The 21,098-nt window shown below is 54.5% G+C and carries 16 protein-coding genes; 7 read left to right on the forward strand and 9 right to left on the reverse strand.

What is annotated here, in order from left to right; genetic code table 11:
• Positions 1-12 precede the first annotated feature (12 nt).
• On the forward strand, positions 13-2,460 hold the full coding sequence (glgP, locus tag JKP81_RS08365; protein WP_200551363.1) for a glycogen phosphorylase: 2,448 nt from the start codon (positions 13-15) through the stop codon (positions 2,458-2,460).
• Positions 2,461-2,536: 76 nt separating this feature from the next.
• Here glgP and glpD read toward each other — a convergent pair whose 3' ends face one another.
• The gene (gene glpD / locus JKP81_RS08370) at positions 2,537-4,042 is read right to left on the reverse strand and encodes a glycerol-3-phosphate dehydrogenase (protein ID WP_017459545.1); all 1,506 of its coding nucleotides are present in this window, start codon (positions 4,040-4,042) and stop codon (positions 2,537-2,539) included.
• Between the two features lie 189 nt (positions 4,043-4,231).
• Between glpD and glpE the strand changes: the two genes are divergently transcribed.
• Genes glpE through JKP81_RS08385 form a run of 3 tightly spaced genes read left to right on the forward strand, consistent with a single transcriptional unit; the run spans position 4,232 to position 6,226 of the window.
• Complete coding sequence (glpE, locus tag JKP81_RS08375) at positions 4,232-4,561, forward strand: thiosulfate sulfurtransferase GlpE (RefSeq protein ID WP_200551364.1); 330 nt, start codon at positions 4,232-4,234, stop codon at positions 4,559-4,561.
• A gap of 58 nt (positions 4,562-4,619) precedes the next feature.
• A complete protein-coding gene (glpG, locus tag JKP81_RS08380; RefSeq protein ID WP_200551365.1) occupies positions 4,620-5,450 on the forward strand; it encodes a rhomboid family intramembrane serine protease GlpG in 831 nt (276 codons plus the stop codon).
• A 17-nt stretch (positions 5,451-5,467) separates the two neighbouring features.
• Positions 5,468-6,226, forward strand: coding sequence for a DeoR/GlpR family transcriptional regulator (locus JKP81_RS08385; protein ID WP_017459542.1), 759 nt, complete (start codon positions 5,468-5,470; stop codon positions 6,224-6,226).
• A gap of 18 nt (positions 6,227-6,244) precedes the next feature.
• Here JKP81_RS08385 and malT read toward each other — a convergent pair whose 3' ends face one another.
• Positions 6,245-8,950, reverse strand: a complete 2,706-nt coding sequence (gene malT, locus JKP81_RS08390) for an HTH-type transcriptional regulator MalT (protein WP_200551366.1) — start codon at positions 8,948-8,950, stop codon at positions 6,245-6,247.
• Positions 8,951-9,555: 605 nt separating this feature from the next.
• On the opposite strand from malT, the gene malP reads away from it, so the two are divergent.
• Positions 9,556-11,949 (forward strand): maltodextrin phosphorylase, encoded by a 2,394-nt coding sequence (gene malP, locus JKP81_RS08395; RefSeq protein ID WP_200551367.1) that lies wholly within the window; start codon positions 9,556-9,558, stop codon positions 11,947-11,949.
• A 9-nt stretch (positions 11,950-11,958) separates the two neighbouring features.
• Positions 11,959-14,049, forward strand: coding sequence for a 4-alpha-glucanotransferase (malQ, locus tag JKP81_RS08400; RefSeq protein WP_200551368.1), 2,091 nt, complete (start codon positions 11,959-11,961; stop codon positions 14,047-14,049).
• A 43-nt stretch (positions 14,050-14,092) separates the two neighbouring features.
• On the opposite strand, the gene gntT is transcribed toward malQ, so the two are convergent.
• From gntT to gntX, 4 genes are all read right to left on the reverse strand, one after another.
• Positions 14,093-15,409 carry a gluconate transporter gene (gene gntT, locus JKP81_RS08405; protein WP_020455560.1) on the reverse strand — a complete coding sequence of 439 codons (1,317 nt, stop codon included), beginning with the start codon at positions 15,407-15,409 and terminating at the stop codon, positions 14,093-14,095.
• A 14-nt stretch (positions 15,410-15,423) separates the two neighbouring features.
• A complete protein-coding gene (locus tag JKP81_RS08410; RefSeq protein WP_200551369.1) occupies positions 15,424-15,633 on the reverse strand; it encodes a hypothetical protein in 210 nt (69 codons plus the stop codon).
• Positions 15,634-15,768: 135 nt separating this feature from the next.
• The gene (nfuA, locus tag JKP81_RS08415) at positions 15,769-16,344 is read right to left on the reverse strand and encodes a Fe-S biogenesis protein NfuA (protein ID WP_131411915.1); all 576 of its coding nucleotides are present in this window, start codon (positions 16,342-16,344) and stop codon (positions 15,769-15,771) included.
• 58 nt (positions 16,345-16,402) lie between these two features.
• Positions 16,403-17,086, reverse strand: a complete 684-nt coding sequence (gene gntX / locus JKP81_RS08420) for a DNA utilization protein GntX (protein ID WP_200551370.1) — start codon at positions 17,084-17,086, stop codon at positions 16,403-16,405.
• 38 nt (positions 17,087-17,124) lie between these two features.
• Here gntX and bioH point away from each other — a divergent pair, with 38 nt between their 5' ends.
• The gene (bioH, locus tag JKP81_RS08425; RefSeq protein WP_200551371.1) at positions 17,125-17,898 is read left to right on the forward strand and encodes a pimeloyl-ACP methyl ester esterase BioH; all 774 of its coding nucleotides are present in this window, start codon (positions 17,125-17,127) and stop codon (positions 17,896-17,898) included.
• On the opposite strand, the gene feoC is transcribed toward bioH, so the two are convergent.
• From feoC to feoA, 3 genes are read right to left on the reverse strand one after another with little or no spacing between them, the layout of a single operon-like run.
• Positions 17,895-18,134: a [Fe-S]-dependent transcriptional repressor FeoC gene (gene feoC, locus JKP81_RS08430; protein ID WP_017459532.1), complete on the reverse strand. Its 240-nt coding sequence runs from the start codon at positions 18,132-18,134 to the stop codon at positions 17,895-17,897. The two genes, bioH and feoC, sit on opposite strands and share 4 nt — an antisense overlap.
• 11 nt (positions 18,135-18,145) lie before the next feature.
• Complete coding sequence (feoB, locus tag JKP81_RS08435) at positions 18,146-20,464, reverse strand: Fe(2+) transporter permease subunit FeoB (protein WP_200551372.1); 2,319 nt, start codon at positions 20,462-20,464, stop codon at positions 18,146-18,148.
• A 33-nt stretch (positions 20,465-20,497) separates the two neighbouring features.
• The gene (gene feoA / locus JKP81_RS08440) at positions 20,498-20,725 is read right to left on the reverse strand and encodes a ferrous iron transporter A (protein ID WP_017459530.1); all 228 of its coding nucleotides are present in this window, start codon (positions 20,723-20,725) and stop codon (positions 20,498-20,500) included.
• Between the last annotated feature and the right edge of the window lie 373 nt (positions 20,726-21,098).

Here is a 21,098-nt window from a genome sequence, read left to right on the forward strand (position 1 = left end):
AGGAATCATTATATGAATGCACCTTTTACTTATGCTTCACCTACGTTAAGTATTGAGGCGTTAAAACATTCGATTGCCTACAAACTGATGTTCACCATCGGTAAAGATCCGGCTGTCGCCAATCGCCACGAATGGCTGAACGCCACGCTGTTTGCCGTGCGCGATCGGCTGGTGGAGCGCTGGCTGCGTTCCACCCGTGCGCAGCTCTCTCAGGAAGTGCGCCAGGTTTACTACTTGTCGATGGAGTTTCTGATTGGCCGCACCCTTTCTAACGCCTTGCTCTCACTCGGTATCTATGACGATGTGAAAAATGCGCTGGATGAAATGGGGTTCGACCTTGAAGAGCTGATTGATGAAGAGAACGACCCCGGTCTTGGCAACGGCGGGCTCGGTCGCCTTGCCGCCTGCTTCCTGGATTCGCTGGCGACGCTGGGATTGCCCGGTCGCGGTTATGGCATTCGTTACGACTACGGGATGTTCAAACAAAACATCGTCGACGGGCGGCAGAAAGAGTCGCCGGATTACTGGCTGGAGTACGGCAACCCGTGGGAGTTTAAACGCCACAACACGCGCTACAAAGTGCGGTTTGGCGGGCGCATTCAGCAGGAAGGCAGAAAGAGCCGCTGGGTTGAAACCGAAGAGATCCTTGCGGTTGCCTACGATCAGATTATCCCCGGCTACGATACCGATGCGACGAACACGCTGCGTTTGTGGAATGCGCAGGCTAGTAGCGAAATCAACCTCGGTAAATTCAACCAGGGCGACTACTTTGCCGCCGTGGAAGATAAAAACCACTCGGAAAACGTCTCCCGCGTGCTCTACCCGGATGATTCCACCTACTCCGGTCGCGAGTTGCGTCTGCGTCAGGAGTACTTCCTGGTCTCTGCGACGGTGCAGGATATCCTCAGCCGCCACTATCAGTTGCACCAGACTTTTAGCAATCTGGCAGATAAAATCGCCATTCACCTCAATGACACCCATCCGGTGCTGTCGATTCCCGAGCTGATGCGTCTGCTTATAGACGAGCATAAATTCGAATGGGATGACGCCTTTGAGGTGACTTGTCAGGTCTTCTCTTACACCAACCACACGCTGATGAGTGAGGCGCTGGAGACCTGGCCGGTAGATATGCTGGGTAAAATTTTGCCGCGCCATTTGCAAATCATCTTTGAAATTAATGATTATTTCCTCAAGACCTTGCAGGAGCAGCACCCGAATAATACCGATTTGTTGAGCCGCACGTCGATTATTGACGAAGCCAGCGGACGCCGCGTACGTATGGCCTGGCTGGCGGTGGTGGTGAGCCATAAAGTGAATGGCGTTTCCGAGCTGCACTCCAATTTGATGGTTCAGTCGTTGTTTGCTGATTTCGCAGAAATCTTCCCGATGCGTTTTCTCAACGTCACCAACGGTGTGACGCCACGGCGCTGGCTGGCGCTGGCGAACCCGTCGCTATCGCATGTGCTGGATGAAAATATTGGTCGCACATGGCGTACCGATCTCAGCCAGTTGAGCGAGCTGGAGCAGCATATTGATTATCCGACGGTGAATCAGGCGGTGCGCCAGGCGAAGCTGGAGAATAAAAAGCGGCTGGCGATTGTTATCGCCCAGCAACTGAACGTGGTGGTGAACCCGAAAGCGCTCTTCGATGTGCAGATCAAACGCATTCATGAATATAAGCGCCAGTTGATGAATGTGTTGCACGTTATCGTGCGTTACAACCGCATCAAGGCCGATCCCACGGCGCAATGGGTACCGCGCGTCAATATCTTCGCCGGAAAAGCCGCGTCTGCTTACTACATGGCAAAACACATCATCCACTTGATCAATGATGTCGCGCAGGTGATCAATAACGATCCGCAGATTGGCGACAAACTGAAAGTGGTCTTTATCCCCAATTACAGCGTCAGTCTCGCGCAGGTCATTATTCCGGCGGCGGATCTTTCCGAGCAGATTTCACTGGCGGGCACGGAAGCATCCGGCACCAGTAATATGAAATTTGCCCTCAACGGCGCGCTGACGATTGGCACGCTGGATGGCGCGAATGTTGAGATGCAGGAACACGTTGGCGAAGAGAATATCTTTATCTTCGGTAACACGGCGGATGAAGTGGAAGCGCTGCGGCGTAAAGGCTATAAGCCACGTGAATACTACGAGAAAGATGAAGAGTTGCATCAAGTGCTGACGCAAATCGCCACTGGCGTATTCAGCCCGCAGGAACCCGGGCGCTACCGCGATCTCGTCGATTCATTGATCAACTTTGGTGACCATTATCAGGTACTGGCGGATTTCCGTAGCTATATCGACTGCCAGGAAAAAGTGGATGAGCTCTATCGCCACCCGGAAGAGTGGACCAATAAAGCGATGCGTAACATCGCCAATATGGGGTATTTCTCATCGGATCGCACTATTCAGGAATATGCCGAGAATATCTGGAATATCAAACCGGTTCGGCTGTAATAAAAAAACCTCTCCCGGTTGGGAGAGGTTCCTTCTCTTGTAATGCCACTCTCCCATAGGGGAGAGACTGATTCTGTTACGACGCCAGCGACAGCTCCGCTTTATGATGACGCGTTAACCATTGCGCCACTCGCGACTGCTCTTCCGCATTCAGCCACATGCCGAGTTTGGTACGACGCCAGATAGCGTCGTCCAGGCGTCTTACCCATTCGTGTTCGACCAGGTAACGCAGTTCGGCTTCATACAACTCGTGACCGAAATGCTCGCCTAGCTCTTCAAGGCTGGTGGCATTCGCCAGTATCAGCTCGCTGTTACTGCCGTATGTGCGAGCATAATGGCGCGCCAGCGATTCGCTGATAAACGGATAACGGCGGCGCAATTTGGCGGCGTAATCATCGCGGTCGCCGGCAATATCCCCGCCTGGTAATACGCAGCTTTTCGTCCATGCCGGGCCAATGCCTTTGTAGTACGGCGTCAGTTTTTCCAGCGCGTGTTCGGCCAGCTTGCGGTAAGTGGTCAATTTGCCGCCAAACACTGACAGCAGCGGCGCTTTGCCGTTTTCGTCGTGGATATCCAGCGTATAGTCACGGGTGATGGCCTGCGGTGAATCGGATTCGTCATCGCACAGCGGGCGTACGCCGGAGTAAGTCCAGACAATGTCCTCGCGGCTCAGCTGTTTCTTGAAGTGACCGTTATAGACTTTCAGCAGGTAGTTAATCTCGTTTTCATCGATCTCAACGTGCTTCGGATCGCCTTTATATTCCACATCCGTGGTGCCGATAATCGAAAACTCATCCATCCACGGAATCACAAAGACAATACGCTTATCTTCGTTTTGCAGGATATATGCCTGTTTTTGCGCGTGCGCGCGCGGCACCACAATATGGCTGCCTTTGATCAGGCGGATGCCGTACGGGGATGGCAGATGCATGCCGTCATCGAAGAATTCTTTCACCCATGGGCCGGTGGCGTTAACCAGACCGCGCGCCTGCCAGCTGAATTTTTCTCCGGTGTCGATATCTTCCGCTTCAACAATCCACATGCCGTTTTCACGACGTGCGCTGGTGGCGCGGGTGCGGGTCATCACTTTGCCGCCTTTTTGTTCCACCATCTGCGCATTGGCTAGTACCAGACGCGCATCGTCCACCCAGCAGTCAGAATATTCGAAACCGCGCACGATTTCCGGTTTCAGCACCGATTCTGCGCCAAAACGCAAACCGCGCGATGCAGGCAAACTGGTGCGTTTACCGAGGTGATCGTACATAAACAGACCAATGCGGATCATCCACGCCGGACGCAGGTGCGGACGGTGCGGCAGACGAAAACGCATCGGGAAAGCGATGTGCGGTGCCATTTTCAGCAGCACTTCGCGTTCGGCCAGCGCTTCGCTCACCAGGCGGAATTCGTAGTGTTCAAGGTAGCGCAGGCCGCCGTGAATCAATTTGGAGCTGTTGCTGGATGTCGCGCAGGCGAGATCCTGTGCTTCCAGCATCAGCACGGACAAACCACGCCCTGCGGCGTCAACCGCGATACCGGCACCATTAATGCCCCCGCCTATCACAATCAGATCTTTGGTTTCCATGCTGTCCTCATGCACTTTCGTTATAGCTCAAAAATGTTCGATATCGCTCATAATAGCAAAGGAACGCGCTTTTGGTAACATCAAAAAAACAATTTAGAGTGATATGCATAACATAATGGCGCTAACCCGCTGTCACGACGTACACTTGACGGCAGGATAGCCATTAACTGTGTCAATTAAGAGAACGTCATGGATCACTTTGAGTGTATTAACGTAGAAGAAGCCCACCAAAAATTGCACCAGCAGCAGGCCGTACTGGTGGATATTCGCGATCCGCAGAGCTTTGCGATGGGGCATACGCCAGGCGCGTTTCATTTAACTAACGACACGCTGGGCGCGTTTATGCGTGATAACGACTTCGAAACGCCGGTGATGGTGATGTGCTATCACGGCAACAGCAGCAAAGGCGCTGCGCAATATTTATTGCAGCAGGGCTACGATCAGGTCTACAGCGTGGACGGCGGTTTCGATGCCTGGCATCGCCGCTTTCCGTCTGAAGTGATGCACGGCGCGCTGTAGGCATTACGCTCGTCTTCGGTATACTGTCTTTTTTTGTAGGGACTAAACGACGCCTGCCATGTTGATGATTACCTCTTTTTCCAACCCTCGCGTCGCCCAGGCGTTTGTTGATTATATGCAGACCCAGGGTGTGATCCTCACCCTTCAACACCATCAGCAAAGCGATGTCTGGCTGGCAGATGAAAGTCAGGCGGAGCGCGTGCGCAGCGAACTGGCGCGTTTTATGGAAAACCCCGGCGACCCGCGTTATCTGGCGGCGAGCTGGCATTCCGGGCAAATCGATAGCGGCTTGCACTATCGCCGCTTTCCGTTGCGGGCGGCGCTGCGTGAGCGCGGCGGGCCATTAACGCTGTTGATGTCGGCGCTGTGCATCGTGGTGTTTGTGATGATGAGCGTCATCGGCGATCAAACGGTGATGATGTGGCTTGCCTGGCCGTGGGACGCAAGCGTGCAGTTTGAAGTCTGGCGCTACTTCACCCATGCGGTAATGCACTTTTCGCTGGTGCATATCATCTTCAACCTTTTCTGGTGGTGGTATCTTGGCGGCGTGGTTGAAAAACGTCTGGGCACCGGAAAACTGGTGGTCATTACCCTCATTAGCGCTTTATTGAGCGGTTTTGTGCAGCACCAGCTTACTGGCCCGTGGTTTGGCGGCTTATCCGGCGTGGTTTACGCACTGATTGGTTATGTCTGGCTGCGCGGTATACGTGACCCGGAATCGCAGATTGCGTTACCTAACGGATTGTTTATCTTCACCGTTGTGCTGATGGTGGCGGAGTGGTTCGGTTTGACCGGCTTCGCCATTGCTAACGGCGCGCACACGGCGGGGATGGTGATTGGGCTGGCGATGGCGCTGGTCGACACGAAAAATGTGCGAAAACGAACATAATTATCCAGGGACAATTCATGAAACAAACACAGCGTCATGACGCAATTATTGAACTGGTTAAACAGCAGGGATACGTCAGTACCGAAGAGTTAGTCGAGCAATTTTCCGTTAGTCCACAAACGATTCGCCGCGATCTGAACGATCTGGCGGATCAGAATAAAATTTTGCGTCATCACGGCGGTGCGGCGCTGCCATCGAGCTCGGAAAACACCTCCTGGCACGATCGCAAAGCGACGCAAACGGCGGAAAAAGAGCGTATCGCCCGCAAAGTGGCGGAACAAATTCCCAACGGCGCCACGCTGTTTATTGATATTGGCACCACGCCGGAAGCGGTTGCCCATGCGCTGCTCAACCACAGTGATTTACGCATCGTCACCAACAACCTGAACGTCGCCAATACATTAATGAAGAAAGACGACTTTCGGGTGATTCTGGCGGGCGGAGAACTACGCAGCCGTGACGGCGGGATTGTGGGCGAGGCGACGCTCGATTTTATCTCTCAATTCCGCCTCGATTTCGGCATCCTCGGCATCAGCGGTATCGATGCCGATGGCTCATTGCTGGAGTTTGATTACCATGAAGTGCGCACCAAACGGGCGATCATTGAAAACTCGCGCCATGTGATGCTGGTGGTGGATCACTCGAAGTTTGGTCGTAACGCGATGGTCAATATGGGCAGCATTAGCATGGTGGACGCGGTTTACACCGATACCATGCCACCCGCCAGTGTGGTGCAGGTGATTACCAGCAACAACGTGCAACTTGAGCTGTGCTAAACCGCCTTACGGCGGTTTTTACACCCCATAGCCCATAATCTTCAGCAACTGCTGCGCATGCTGAACCGCGTCCTGGCGATGGGCGACGCCGAGTTTCTGATAGAGGTTGCGGATATGGGTTTTAATGGTCGTTGCCGCGACAGCCAGCTCGCCCGCAATCTGTTCATTACTGTAGCCAGAATAAATCAGCCCCAGCACCTGCCACTCGCGCTGTGTCAGCGGGCTGGTGCGGATCAGTTCCGGTACTTCCGGGTGAGTGAGCAGCCGTTCGACAAAGTTCTCGTCAAAATGCGCGAACTTGTGACGGTGGTGCTGATTGATATCGCGCAAAATGCGCTGGGCGCGGTGCTGATCCAGCTCCGGCAGCGTATTAAGTTGAATTAACTGACGCAACTGCTGCGCCATCGCTTCCCCTTCAATCACGAAGTGGCTGATAAACCCGGTGCGGTTAGCCAGTTGTAAAGCTTCCAACAACACCCGCTGCGCGTCATTTTTACGTCCCACCTGCCAGTAAAGCTGGTTCAACAGCAACAGGTTGCGGTTGATATCGCTCATCAGGCGCAGGCCACGCGCGTTTTCATTTAATTCCTCAAGCACCATTTCTGCCGGGTCGTAATCGCCGAGCAGGATCTGCGCGCGGGCAATATTGCGCCACTGGCTTTGCAGAAAATGGTTATTGGCAAATTCAGGTTTAGGCGTCTGGCGCAGCCACTGGGCCGCTGCTTTTTTATCGCCGGTCATTTGCCAGTAGATCACCCGCACTTTGTCGGCGTTCGATACCCAGTCGCTATGGTATTGACCATTGCCGAGCAAATTCTCCAGCCGGTGCAGGTGGCTACGGGCATTATCGAGATCGCCGCGCGCCAGCGAGTTTTGCACCAGCAACGCCAGACACTGCAACTGCTGCTGCGGTTGCAGGGCGGAAAGTACCTCCATACCCTGGCGTGCCGCCGCTTCGGACTCGTCCAGCCGCGCCCACGCCCACAGCAGCTGCGCGCGGATGCGCAGTAAAAATTCATGCATCGGCAACTGCTCAAGATGCTGCTCACGGATAAGCGCGAAGGCTTTCTCTTGCATCTCCCAGGCCGCTTGCAGAAAGCCCTGGGCGAACAGAATTTCGCTTTGCTGAATAAGGCTCCACAACGCGTAGTGCCAGACATCGTGGCGACGCGCCATCTGTTCGGTTTGCTGCATAACCGACAGCGAATTGGTCAGCTCGCCTTTGCAGTGCAGCACTTCGCCGTGGACCGAGGTGGCCACAATGCGGCTGTAATAATTTGCCAGCGGCAACTCTTCGAGTGCCACCATCGCCAGCCGTTCGGCTTCCACCGGGTCACCATCATTGATGGCGACCTGCGCGCGCAGGGCATTGAAATCGCCGTGTAGCGAGGCGTCCATTTGCGTGGTCATCTCCTGTTCGGCGCGCGCCAGGAGCGTGTTCACTTCGCTGTAGCGGTGCTGGCTTTGCATCAACCAGGCTTGTAACAGCACCAGCCGTGGGTTTTCCAGCAGGCTTTCCCACGGCAGCGCTTTTAGCGACTCTTCCAGCACGCTCAGCTCGCTGTGGTTAAACAGCCCCCAGGCATGATGCAGCAGAATATCGCGCAGCATAATGCCATCGCCCGCCGCCAGCGCATGGTGAATGGCTTCGCTCGGGAAACCTTGCGCCATCCAGCTTTCCGCTGCCGCGCGGTGAATATCCGGTAATTCTGTCGCCAGTTCCCACTGGCAACGCTGGCGCAGGAAGTTGCCAAACAGCGGATGGTAGCTAAACCATTCGCCGGAATCGTCCATCCGTTGCAGAAACAGGCCCTGGCGCTCAATCTCTTCCAGCCGCATCTGCCCGTTCTCTTCGCCGGTCACGCGCACAATCAGCGCATCGTTCATTGAACGCAGCAGCGCGCTTTTTAGCAGGAAATGACGGGTATCGACATCGACATTATCCAGCACTTCATCAACCAGATAATCCGAAAGATGGCTGGCGTTAATGCCCGCCAGGCGGCGCGCAGACTGGTGCGGCGCGCTGTGGTTTTGCCGGGCAGAAAGCGCTATAAGCTGGAGCGCTGTTGCCCAACCGGCCACGTCGTCGCACAGGCGGCTGCTCTCTGCCGCTTCAATAGGGGAGGTCAGGCGACAGTCAAAGAACTGTTTGGCTTCCTGATGGGTAAAGGCAAGCTGGTGGCTGCCAATTTCCAGTAACTGCTCGCGCACACGTAAATTAGCGATACCTAACTGCGGTAAGTTGCGCGACAGCACAATCAGCGTCAGGTTTTCTGGCTGATGGCGTAAGAAAAAGCGCATCGCATCGTGGATCACCGGGTTGGTGACGAGATGGTAATCATCAATCACCAGATACAACGGGCGCTGCCATTCGGTCAGCTCAATAAATAACTGTGAAAAAAGCGACGGCAGGCTGGCGTACTGGCGTTTTTGCGCCATCACTTCACTGCTAACACAGTGCCCGCCCGTCGCCTGCTGGACAGCGGCGATAAAATAACTGGCAAAGCGTTCCTGCTGGTTGTCTCCTTCATCCAGCGAATACCAGCCAACGTCGTTCTTACCTGCCGCCCACTGTGAAATGAGCGTAGTTTTGCCGTAACCCGCAGGGCTGGTTACCAGCGCAAGCCGATAATTGTTGGCGCCGGAAAGTTTAGCCAGCAGCCGTTCCCGCACCACCGTGTGGTCGAGACGAACCGGGCGACTTAATTTAGACGGAATCAACATAGTTATCACTTCACTGTGCGAAAAACGGAGGGGACGATTTTTTTTGCGCTTCGTAATTAATAGTAATAAGGTCGGCCAGATGAAGAAATATTGCAAGTTATGTCCGAATCTGGCGATTGTGAATTTGCACCATGTCACATTTCTATTTATGTCGTGAATAAAGAAAGCACAATAATGGCAAAAGAGGGGGAGTCAGAGCTGGCGGGCGATGCAGGCCGGGATTTGTAATACAATCGGCAACTATAAGGTCTTTATAAGAAATATTAAGACATTGGCTGACATAAACGCACAAATAGCAAAAAACGAACAATTCCGCTCAGCGAAATATTATTTCGCTAAATTCTCACCGGTCAGCAATATTTATTCTCTCCGAAACATCATTTCATTTTGCCTGTAGGCAGGGTGAATTTCCCCTCATCTGTTGCTGCTTTTTTGATTGAGTAATGTTCAAAAAAGACGCTACCTTTAGGTGGCGGCGATCACACTTTTCGCTCATCCCCGCTACTCCTCCCCGGCTAATCCCTGGCAGGATGAGGAAGTCACCTGTTGAGCCAGGCACACTAGCACAAACGTCGATTTACTTCATTACAGGACCCGGATTCTTTATGTCAAAGCCAACGTTTAATAAAGCGGAATTTGAAACGGCTCTTACGCGCCAGTGGCAGCGTTTTGGGGTTCAGGCCGCGAGCGACATGACAACCCGCCAGTGGTGGCAAGCGGTCAGCGGTGCGCTGGCGGAACTGCTGGCGGCGCAGCCTGCACCGAAAACGGCGAAAAATCAGCGCCACGTTAACTATATCTCCATGGAGTTTTTGATTGGTCGCCTGACCGGCAACAACTTGTTGAATCTGGGCTGGTATCAGGGCGTTGGCGAGGTGCTGCAACACCATAACATCAACCTCACCGACCTGCTGGAAGAGGAGATCGATCCAGCGCTCGGCAACGGTGGTTTAGGGCGCCTGGCGGCCTGTTTCCTCGATTCGATGGCCACCGTTGGTCAGTCGGCCACTGGTTACGGTCTGAACTATCAATACGGCTTGTTCCGCCAGTCTTTTGTTGACGGGCAACAACACGAAGCGCCGGACGACTGGCATCGCCGCAGCTATCCATGGTTTAGCCATAACGAGCAATTAGATGTGCAGGTAGGCATTGGCGGGAAAGTCAGCAAAGAAGGTCACTGGCAACCGGCTTTCACGATTGTAGGCGAAGCCTGGGATCTGCCGGTTATCGGTTATCGCAATGGTGTCACTCAGCCGCTGCGTCTGTGGCAGGCGACCCACGCGCATCCGTTTAATCTCACTAAGTTTAACGATGGTGATTTCCTGCGTGCCGAACAAACGGGTATTGATGCGGAAAAACTTACCAAAGTGCTCTACCCGAATGACAACCATCAGGCGGGCAAAAAGCTGCGTCTGATGCAGCAATATTTCCAGTGCGCCTGCTCGGTAGCCGATATTTTGCGCCGCCATCACCTGGCCGGACGCAAGCTGGCGCAACTGCCGGACTATGAAGTCATTCAACTCAACGATACGCACCCGACCATCGCCATACCGGAGCTGCTGCGTGTGCTGATCGATGAACATCAGCTGAGCTGGGATGATGCGTGGGCGATCACCAGCCGTACTTTCGCCTATACCAACCATACGTTGATGCCGGAAGCGCTGGAGCGCTGGGACGAAACGCTGGTGAAAACGCTGCTGCCGCGCCATATGCAAATCATTAAGCAGATCAACGACAAATTTAAAGTGCTGGTCGAGAAAACCTGGCCGGGCGACAAAGCGGCGTGGGAAAAACTTGCGGTAGTGCATCACAAGCAAGTCCGCATGGCGAACCTGTGCGTGGTTGGCGGTTTCGCGGTCAACGGCGTTGCGGCGCTGCACTCGGATCTGGTGGTAAAAGATCTGTTCCCGGAATACCACCAGTTGTGGCCGGGCAAATTCCATAACGTCACCAATGGCATCACTCCGCGTCGCTGGATCAAACAGTGCAACCCGCAATTGGCTGCGTTGCTTGATAAGACGTTGAAAAAAGAGTGGGCCAACGATCTCGACCAGTTGATTAACCTGGAGAAATACGCCGACGACGCGGCGTTCCGTAAACAGTACCGCGACATAAAACAGCACAACAAACAGCAGCTGGCGGCGTTTGTGAAAGCGCGTACCGGCATAGAAATCAATCCGCATGCGCTGTTTGATATCCAAATCAAGCGCTTGCATGAGTACAAACGCCAGCATCTTGGTTTGCTGCATATTATTGCGCTGTATAAAGAGATCCGCGAAAACCCGCAAGCAGACCGCGTACCGCGCGTGTTCCTGTTTGGTGCGAAGGCCGCGCCGGGCTACTACCTGGCGAAAAATATTATTTATGCCATCAATAAAGTGGCGGAAGTGATTAATAACGACGCCAGCATTGGCGACAAACTGAAGGTCGTTTTCCTGCCGGATTATTGTGTATCGGCGGCGGAAAAATTGATTCCGGCGGCGGATGTTTCCGAGCAGATTTCGACTGCCGGTAAAGAGGCATCCGGCACCGGCAACATGAAGCTGGCGCTGAATGGCGCGTTAACCGTCGGTACGCTGGACGGTGCTAACGTCGAGATTGCCGAACAGGTGGGTGAGGAGAATATCTTTATCTTCGGTAACACCGTTGAGCAGGTGAAGGCGCTGAAAGCGAAAGGTTACGACCCGCTGAAGTGGCGCAAAAAAGACAAGCAACTGGATGCGGTGCTGAAAGAACTGGAAAGCGGTAAATACAGCGATGGCGATAAACACGCATTCGACCAGATGTTGCACAGTATCGGCAAACAGGGCGGCGACCCGTATCTGGTGCTGGCGGATTTCGCCGATTACGTGGCCGCGCAAAAACGTGTCGATGTGCTCTACCGTGACCAGGAAGCCTGGACGCGTGCCGCGATCCTGAACACCGCACGCTGCGGCATGTTCAGCTCCGACCGTTCGATCCGCGATTATCAAACCCGTATCTGGCAGGCGAAACGCTAAGGAAGGGTGATGGAGAGTAAACGTCTGGAACAGGCCGCGCTGGCGGCGGGGATCAGCCCAAACTACATCAATGCGCACGGTAAACCGCAATCCATTACTGTGAAAACCAAGCAGCGTTTGTTGGATGCGATGCATCCAGTGCCTGCGGTGGCAGCCAGTGCGCCGCCGGTGCCCGTGGTACAAGTATTTATCCATGGCAAGAAAAAGGTGCTGCCGGTTGCTGGTAAAGGAGATTTCCAGTGGCAACTCACCACGGAAACGGGCAAGCAGTACCAGGGCGACGTGCGCGGAGGGGGGAGTTTGCCGCTGCCCACCGGCCTGGCGCTGGGTTATCACACGCTGACCGTGACGCAGAAAAATCAGCACTGGCAGTGCCGGGTGATCATCGCGCCAGCGCGCTGTTATGAACCTCAGGCGCTGCTCGACGGTAAGAAACTGTGGGGCGCATGTGTGCAGCTTTACACCCTGCGTTCTGAGAGTAACTGGGGGATTGGCGATTTCGGCGATCTGAAAAAGATGCTTGGCGAGGTGGCCAGCCGTGGCGGGGCGTTTATCGGGCTTAACCCGATTCATGCGCTCTATCCGGCGAACCCGGAGAGCGCCAGCCCGTACAGCCCGTCATCGCGCCGCTGGTTGAATATTATCTATATCGATGTCAATGCGGTGGCGGATTTTCGCGACAGCGAAGAGGCGCAGGCCTGGTGGCATCTGCCCACGACACGCGAAACGCTGCGGGCCGCCCGCGATGCGCAATGGGTGGATTACGCCACCGTCACCGCGCTGAAACTGGAGGCATTGCGTATGGCGTGGCAGCGCTTCCGCCAGCGTGCGCAGAGCGATGAACAGGCTGTGGCGTTCCAGCGTTTTGTGCAGCAGGAAGGTGAAAGCCTCTACTGGCAGGCGGCGTTCGATGCCATTCACGCAAACCAGGTGAAAGAAGATCTGCTGCGCTGGGGCTGGCCGGTGTGGCCGGAGGGATACCAGAATACGCACAGCCCGCAGGTGAAAGCGTTCTGCAAAACCCATGCGGATGAGGTGAATTTCTACCTCTGGCTGCAATGGCTGGCTTATACCCAGTTCGCCGATTGCTGGCAAACCAGCCAGGGTTACGCGATGCCGATTGGTTTGTATCGCGACCTGGCCGTGGGTGTCGCCGAAGGTGGTGCAGAAACCTGGTGCGACCGCGAGCTGTATTGCCTGAAAGCTTCCGTTGGTGCGCCGCCGGATATTCTCGGCCCGCTGGGGCAAAACTGGGGCTTGCCACCGATGGATCCGCACGTGATCCACGCCCGCGCTTATACACCATTTATCGATCTGCTGCGTGCCAATATGAAAAACTGCGGTGCGCTGCGCATTGATCATGTGATGTCGATGCTGCGTCTTTGGTGGATCCCGTATGGTGAAACGGCGGATCACGGTGCGTATGTGCAGTACCCTGTCGATGACCTGCTCGCCATTCTCGCGCTGGAAAGCCAGCGTCATCAATGCATGGTAATTGGTGAAGATCTGGGAACCGTGCCGGTGGAGATTGTCGGTAAATTGCGCAGCAGCGGCGTGTACTCCTACAAGGTGCTCTACTTCGAAAACGATCATGAAAAAACGTTCCGCGCGCCGCAGGCGTACCCGCAACAGTCAATGGCGGTGGCGACAACGCACGATCTCCCTACATTGCGAGGCTACTGGGAAAGCGGCGATTTGACGCTCGGTAAAACGCTGGGACTCTATCCGGATGAGGTTGTTTTACGCGGCTTGTATCAGGATCGCGAACTGGCGAAACAGGGGCTGCTCGATGCGCTTCATCAGCACGGCTGCCTGCCGCAGCGTGCCGGACACAAAGCGTCACGCACGCCAATGACGTCGGTGCTCAACCGTGGAATGCAGCGTTATATCGCCGATAGCAATAGCGCGTTGTTAGGCCTGCAACCGGAAGACTGGCTGGATATGGCCGGGCCGGTGAATATTCCGGGCACCAGTTACCAGTATAAAAACTGGCGGCGGAAGCTGGCGGTGTCGCTGGAGGCGATGTTTGCCGATGAAAAGGTCAATAAGTTATTAAAAGACCTCGACCGACGTCGCAAAGCGGCGGCAAAGCGGAAATAAAAAAGGCCCGGTTATCCGGGCCTTTCTACGTGCAGTGACTGAATTAAACCACCATGCCCAACAGCAGGCAGCCAACCAGACCGCAAACGGAAATGATAGTTTCCAGCGCCGACCAGGAGCGCATGGTCTCGCCGATGGTCAGGTTGAAATACTCTTTGAACAGCCAGAAACCCGGATCGTTAACGTGAGAGAAAATCACGCTACCGGAACCGACCGCAATCACCATCAACTCCGGGCTCACGCCGGTGGTGGCAATCAGCGGCGCCGCAATACCGCCCGCTGTAATTGCCGCAACGGTGGCGGAACCCAGCGCGATACGCAGCACTGCGGCAATTGACCACGCCATAAACAGCGGGGAGAGATTGGTGGAATGCATCATTGAAGCGATGTATTTATCGACGCCGCTATCAACCAGAACCTGTTTGAACGCACCGCCACCGCCGATGATCAGCAGCATCATGGCAATGATTTTGATGGAGCTGGTCAGCGTTTCGTTGATGTCGTCCATCGAACGACCACGATTCAAGCCGAAGGTGAATACCGCAATCAGCACCGCAATCATGGTTGCCATGACCGGGTCGCCGAAGAACTCTGCGTAAGGCAGCAGCGCATGGCCTTTCGGCAGCAGCATTTCTGCTACCGCGCGCAATGCCATCAGGATCACCGGTACCAGCGATGTCCAGACGCTGACGCCAAAGCCCGGCATCTCTTCTTCGGTGAAGGTTTTCGCGTTGTAGAGGCCATCCGGGATCGGTTTATCAATGCTTTTCAGGAAACGGGCATAGACCGGGCCAGCAAGGATAACGGTTGGGATACCAAGCAGCGTACCGTAGAGCAGCGTTTTGCCCATATCCGCATGGAAAATGGTCGCAATCGCCGTTGGACCCGGGTGCGGAGGCAGGAAGCCGTGCGTCACGGACAGGGCTGCCGCCATTGGCACACCAACATACAGCAGCGGAATGCGTGCGGACGCCGCGATGGTGAACACCAGCGGCAGCAGCAGTACGAAGCCAACTTCATAGAACAGCGCGAAACCGACGGTAAAACCGGTCAGCACGACTGCCCATTGAATGTACTGGCGACCAAACTTTTCGATAAGCGTGGTGGCAATGCGCTGTGCGCCGCCGCAGTCCGCCAGCAGTTTGCCGAGCATGGCACCAAAGCCCATGATCAGCGCAAGGCTGCCGAGCGTCCCGCCGACACCATTTTTAATCGATTTAATAACGGCATCGAGCGGCATGCCCTGCATCATCCCCACGGCGAGCGCCACGAGGATCAGAGCAATAAATCCGTTCAGTTTGAAGCGGATCATTAACAGGAGTAAGAGAGCAACACCGATAGCGACAATGACTAATGGCATGATTTACCTGGCCTTTAATTTGTTATGGGTAACGTCAGTGTTTCTGGCAGCCGCTGATAATTCCCAAAGAGGAAAGAGCGAGCTGCGGCACCGTTGCGGCTGACATCCATTGCTAAAAATTGTAGTCGGATGTTTTTTAAGTTGTCGGTGCTGGCAGGAATGATACGGGTAACATCCATGAAAAGAGAATCACTCTGGCGATCTAAATGTAAGATCTGAGACATGCGTCATATTAACGCCAGGAAACTAAACAGGTAAGAAAAGAGAAATGTGGGCGGGGAGATACGGGTAACAGTTGGATTAACGTTGTAGACCCGGCAGGCAGAACGCCGCCGGGCAATCTATAACAGAAAGCAGACTTAGTAGTAAGAGTGCTCGCCGCGCTGGTGTTCCGTCAGATCGCGAACGCCTTTCAGCTCCGGGAACTCGGTCAGCAGTTGCTTTTCGATACCCTCTTTCAGCGTCACGTCGACCATGGAGCAACCGTTACAGCCACCGCCAAACTGCAGAATGGCGTAGCCTTCATCGGTGATCTCCATCAGCGAAACGCGGCCGCCGTGGCCGGCCAGCTGTGGGTTGATTTGGGACTGCAGCAGATACTCCACGCGCTCCATCAGCGGCGCGTCGTCGGACACTTTACGCATTTTGGCATTCGGCGCTTTCAGCGTCAGCTGAGAACCCAACTGGTCGGTGACAAAATCGATTTCCGCATCTTCCAGATACGGCGCGCTCAGCTCATCGACATAGGCAACCAGTTGTTCAAATTTCAGCGCGGTATCGGTGGCTTCAACCGCGTCCGGCGGGCAATAAGAGACGCCACACTCAGCGTTGGGCGTGCCTGGGTTAATCACAAATACGCGGATTTGTGTCCCTTCTTCCTGATTTGCCAGCAGTTTGACAAAGTGCGCTTGGGCAGCGTCGGAAATACGGATCATAGCAATGGCCTAATAGTTGACTATTTTACTTGGTTATAATACGCCCATCATCGAGGGTCTACAAGGTTCGACACAGGCACCAGACCTGAACAGTTGCTGCGCCGCTGCGTAAAAGCAGCCGGGTGATTTCCGCAACGGTGCTGCCGGTCGTGACGACATCATCCACCACGACGATATGGAGACCGGCAACGGGCAATTCAAGACGAAAGGCATTTTTCAGGTTCTGCTTGCGCAAACGGGCATTGAGTTGATGCTGAACAGGCGTTGCCCGCACCCGCCGCAGCGCGGCAGGATGATAGGGACTTCGTAACCAGTGAGCCAGCTCCCGGCACAGAAGATCGCTTTGATTAAACCCTCTGCGCCACTGGCGACGCGCATGCAGCGGTACGCTTAAGATCATATCCGGCGTCTGCCAGTTTCCGCTGCGGCGGGCGTTTAACACGGCTAACAGCAGCAGACGGGCCAGCGCACGGGCGATTTCCGGGCGAGGCAAAAATTTAAACTGCTGCACCAGCGGGCTAAGTGGTGGCGCGTAACGGCTGACGGCAATCAGCCGCTGCCAGGGCGGCGGTTTTTGCAGACAGCGCCCGCAGGCAATGTCGTCGCGAGAGGTGGGTAAACCGCACAAAGGGCAAACTTTTTCGCGCACTTTCATGGCGCGCGTGCAGCCGGAACAGACTCCCCACTGGCTCAGCATCAATGGCATTCGACATAGCCAGCATAAGCCTGGCACTGTTAGCATGTGCCACCTCCTTGTGTGAAAGAAGAGAACAATAGCTGATGAAGAACATCTGGTGGCAAACCAAAGGCGAAGGAAATTGTCATCTTGTGCTGCTGCACGGATGGGGGCTGAATGCTCAGGTCTGGGATTGCATTACACCGGAACTGAGTTCGCAATTTACGTTGCATTTAGTGGATCTGCCAGGCTATGGCAGAAGCGAAGGGTTTGGCGCACTGACACTGCCGCAGATGGCGGATATCGTGTTATCTCACGCGCCACAAAAAGCGATTTGGTTGGGCTGGAGCCTGGGTGGGCTGGTGGCGAGCCAGATTGCGTTGCAATCACCTGAACGCGTTAGCGCGTTGGTTACGGTGGCCTCATCGCCCTGTTTTAGCGCACAGGGTGATTGGGCGGGCATCAAACCTGAGGTGCTGGCCGGATTTCAACAGCAATTGAGTGAGGATTTTCAGCGTACCGTTGAGCGTTTCCTGGCCTTGCAGACGCTCGGCACCGAAACCGCAAGACAGGATGCGCGCGAGCTTAAAAACGCGGTACTGTCGCTTCCGATGCCGCCAACCGAAGTGCTGAACGGCGGGCTGGAGATTTTAAAAACGGTGGATTTACGCGAAGCACTGAGTGGACTGACGCTGCCGTTTTTGCGTATGTATGGACGTCTTGACGGGTTGGTGCCGCGTAAAATCGTTCCGTTACTGGATGATATATGGCCGCAGAGCGAGTCGTTAATTTTCCCGAAAGCGGCACATGCGCCGTTTGTTTCCCATCCTGCAGCGTTTTGCGAGGCGTTGTTGGCGCTGAAATCCAGGCTCGTTTAACGAAGCGCCCACCACTCACGAGAGCAGGCGCTTTTCCCTTCCGGGCACTGCTTGCAGCTACCGGTTAAACAACCGGTAGCCTCTTCCTGAATACGCACAGCTTTACCCATGGCTTCCATGCGACCGAGCATGGCGTCGATCATCGCACGCGGCGTATGCAGCGCGGCGCTCAGTTGCTGAGCCTCCATCCGGCCTTGCAATGCCAACAAATCACGCACTTCAATTAACGACGCCATGTGGTTGCTCCTTAGTGACAATCGCCTGCCGGGCTGTCGCAGCAGCTGACGACAGTTTTACGCGTGGCCAGCAGGCTGACATCCACCCGGCTTCTGGCGCGACGAAGGGCGCTAATTACCACCACGTTAAAAAGCAGAACCGCCAGAATGCAGGTCAGGCTGTAGACCGAATGATCGCTGAAAGTCGCCGTCTGGTAAAAGAGCGTGGCGAGTGAGTAGGCGATATTCAGCCCCCACAGCACCGAGAAGCCCATCCAGCCCCGGCTGGATTCGCGGGCGATAGCGCCCATCGCGGTGATGCACGGCACATAAAGCAGCACAAAAATCAGGTAGCTGTAAGCGGCTGCTGCACTGCCAAATTTTTCGCTCATCACGCCCATGGTGCCGGTCGCCATTTCGCCATCTCCTTTACTGGCTTCGATTGGGTTAGCCAGCACGCTCAGGCTGAATGTCTCTTTCACGCTTTTCGCCGTGTCTTCCAGAGCGGCAATCAGCTCACCCGTCAGGCTGAATTCCGCCGGGTTAAAGACTTCCTGTTCAATATTTTCCGCGGTGTAAAGTGAGTTCAGCGTACCGACGACCACCTCTTTCGCCATTGCGCCTGTGACAAGACCTACGGTGGCTTGCCAGTGGTCGCCATGCACACCAATCGGCTCCAGCAGCGGGGTAAATACACGGCTGACAGAGGCCAGTGCGGATTCATCAATTTTGTGTACGGTGCGGCCATCCAGCGAGAAGCTGTTCATCGCGCTGAGGAAAATGCTGACGATGATAATCACTTTACCCGCGCGGATGACAAAGCCTTTCAGACGCTGCCAGGTTTGCAGCAACAGGCTTTTCAGATGCGGAACGTGGTAAACCGGCAGCTCCATCACAAACGGTGATGCTTCGCCGCGCAGCAGCGTATGTTTCAGCACCAGGCCGGTAAGGATCGCCATGACGATACCGATCACATACAGCGAGAAGACGGTGAGCGCTCCCTGCTGGCCGAAAAAGGCGGCAGCGAAAACCGCGAAGATGGCCAGACGCGCGCCGCAGGACATAAACGGCGCCATCATAATGGTGATCAGACGTTCACGCGGCGCGTCTAATGTACGCGCGCCCATCACTGACGGTACGTTGCAACCGAAACCGACAATCAGCGGTACGAAAGATTTGCCCGGCAGCCCCAGCGATTGCATCAGGCGGTCCATCACAAACGCGGCGCGTGCCATGTAACCGGAATCTTCAAGAAAGGACATAAACAGGTACATCATGCCGAGCTGCGGCACCAGCGGCAGCACGGTGTTGACACCGCCGCCAAGCCCTTGTGCCAGAAACACGGTCAGCCATTCCGGGAAGTGCAGCGTATAACCCAGCCACTGAATACCATGAATAAATATGGCTACTGAGCCCGCGTCGAAAATGGGCTGGAATGCGCCGCCGATGTTAATGGCAAACAGAAACATCAAATACATGACGAACAAAAAGATCGGCAAACCCAAAAAGCGGTTAATGATGATGCGGTCAACCGCGGCGGTGAACTGGCTTGGCTCGGCGGTGAGCGTGTTGCTGACGGTATCGCAAATCGCCGCAATCGACTGATAACGCGCATCGGCAATGTGCAACGCAGGGTCGTCCATTTCCGTTCCCAGACGTGCGAGCGAGGCAGCCAGTTGCTGTTCGCTGACGCCAGAGTTGGCGCGGCTGTAAATATCACCTTCGAGCATTTGCAGGCCCATCCAGCGACGCTGCTGCAACGGCACATCATCGGCCATTTGCTGCGCCAGCGCGTCTGCTTCGCGGGAAAGGGGTTGGGCGTAATGCACCAGTTCAACATTGTCGTTGTGTTGGTGACGATCGACAGCCATTTTCAGCGCTTCAATCCCGCGACCACGCGTGGAAACCAGCGGGATCACCGGGCAGCCCAGGCGTGCGGCCAGGCCGTCGATATCAATGCGGACTTTCTGTTTTTCGGCGATATCCAGCATGTTGAGGGCGATAATGCACGGTACGCCCAGCTCCAGCAATTGCAGCGTCAGGTAGAGGTTGCGCTCAAGATTGGAAGCATCGACCACGTTAATCACCAGATCGGCATCGCCGCTTAAAATGTAGTGGCAGGCGATTTGCTCATCGAGCGACGTTTGCGCGGAAATAGTAGTGAGCGAATAGGTTCCGGGAAGATCGACCAGCGTCACCTGGTTGTCGGTGGTGTTGAACTGGCCCTCTTTGCGCTCAACGGTTACGCCGGACCAGTTTCCTACCCGCTGACGCGCGCCGGTGAGCTGATTAAATAATGTGGTCTTGCCAGAATTCGGGTTACCAATTAAGCCAATGGTCAATTTTTTCATTTTTACTTTGCACTCTTTGTAACGACTGGCTGATTAACGAGATACCGCTTCCAGTTCGAGGAACGCGAGATCTTTTTTCCGTAACACTAAATTAACGCGGCGGGTTTCAATATGAATAGGGTCACCCAAAGGGGCGACGCGTACCACATTAAAAGAGGATCCGGGCAACATCCCTAATGACAGGAGTTTCTGTCGCCAGGCCGGGCTTATTTCTTGAGAGAAACCGGTAATTTTCCACGCGCTGTCAGGAGAGAATTGCATAGAGCCTACTTATTTACGCTGCGAGCCAAGAGTTATCACGCGCCGTCTGGCGCACTGTTCATCATCGAAGGAGTGGAGAAATAATCTACTGACCCGATGATAATGAGAATAGTTTTTATCATCAATCATAAAAATGCGTTTGCCGGGGGCAGAATTGATAATTTGATTCTCTTTTGATGTAGCGCAAAAATTCGTAGGGTTGTGAATTCCCGCTACAAAAGGAAGAAATATTGCCGGCAGGTTAAAAAGATAATTTTTATTTTACAAAGTTAATGCGTGTTTAATATTTGTAATGTGCACCGCGCAAGGAAAATAATGCAGCTGTCGTTAGTGCAATTAAATATAAGCGTGATTAGTTAATAATTTTGAATAG

It is taken from the genome of Kosakonia sp. LAM2021 (genome assembly GCF_016620385.1).
GTDB lineage: Bacteria > Pseudomonadota > Gammaproteobacteria > Enterobacterales > Enterobacteriaceae > Kosakonia > Kosakonia sacchari.

What these genes read in the sequence shown, in the direction of transcription:
- gntX (WP_200551370.1), bottom strand. Translation starts at nt 17,086, where the DNA reads ATGCTAACAGTGCCAGGCTTATGCTGGCTATGTCGAATGCCATTGATG.
- JKP81_RS08385 (WP_017459542.1), top strand. Translation starts at nt 5,468, where the DNA reads ATGAAACAAACACAGCGTCATGACGCAATTATTGAACTGGTTAAACAG.
- bioH (WP_200551371.1), top strand. Translation starts at nt 17,125, where the DNA reads ATGAAGAACATCTGGTGGCAAACCAAAGGCGAAGGAAATTGTCATCTT.
- glgP (WP_200551363.1), top strand. Translation starts at nt 13, where the DNA reads ATGAATGCACCTTTTACTTATGCTTCACCTACGTTAAGTATTGAGGCG.
- nfuA (WP_131411915.1), bottom strand. Translation starts at nt 16,344, where the DNA reads ATGATCCGTATTTCCGACGCTGCCCAAGCGCACTTTGTCAAACTGCTG.
- feoB (WP_200551372.1), bottom strand. Translation starts at nt 20,464, where the DNA reads ATGAAAAAATTGACCATTGGCTTAATTGGTAACCCGAATTCTGGCAAG.
- malQ (WP_200551368.1), top strand. Translation starts at nt 11,959, where the DNA reads ATGGAGAGTAAACGTCTGGAACAGGCCGCGCTGGCGGCGGGGATCAGC.
- feoA (WP_017459530.1), bottom strand. Translation starts at nt 20,725, where the DNA reads ATGCAATTCTCTCCTGACAGCGCGTGGAAAATTACCGGTTTCTCTCAA.
- feoC (WP_017459532.1), bottom strand. Translation starts at nt 18,134, where the DNA reads ATGGCGTCGTTAATTGAAGTGCGTGATTTGTTGGCATTGCAAGGCCGG.
- malT (WP_200551366.1), bottom strand. Translation starts at nt 8,950, where the DNA reads ATGTTGATTCCGTCTAAATTAAGTCGCCCGGTTCGTCTCGACCACACG.
- malP (WP_200551367.1), top strand. Translation starts at nt 9,556, where the DNA reads ATGTCAAAGCCAACGTTTAATAAAGCGGAATTTGAAACGGCTCTTACG.
- gntT (WP_020455560.1), bottom strand. Translation starts at nt 15,409, where the DNA reads ATGCCATTAGTCATTGTCGCTATCGGTGTTGCTCTCTTACTCCTGTTA.
- glpD (WP_017459545.1), bottom strand. Translation starts at nt 4,042, where the DNA reads ATGGAAACCAAAGATCTGATTGTGATAGGCGGGGGCATTAATGGTGCC.
- glpG (WP_200551365.1), top strand. Translation starts at nt 4,620, where the DNA reads ATGTTGATGATTACCTCTTTTTCCAACCCTCGCGTCGCCCAGGCGTTT.
- JKP81_RS08410 (WP_200551369.1), bottom strand. Translation starts at nt 15,633, where the DNA reads ATGTCTCAGATCTTACATTTAGATCGCCAGAGTGATTCTCTTTTCATG.
- glpE (WP_200551364.1), top strand. Translation starts at nt 4,232, where the DNA reads ATGGATCACTTTGAGTGTATTAACGTAGAAGAAGCCCACCAAAAATTG.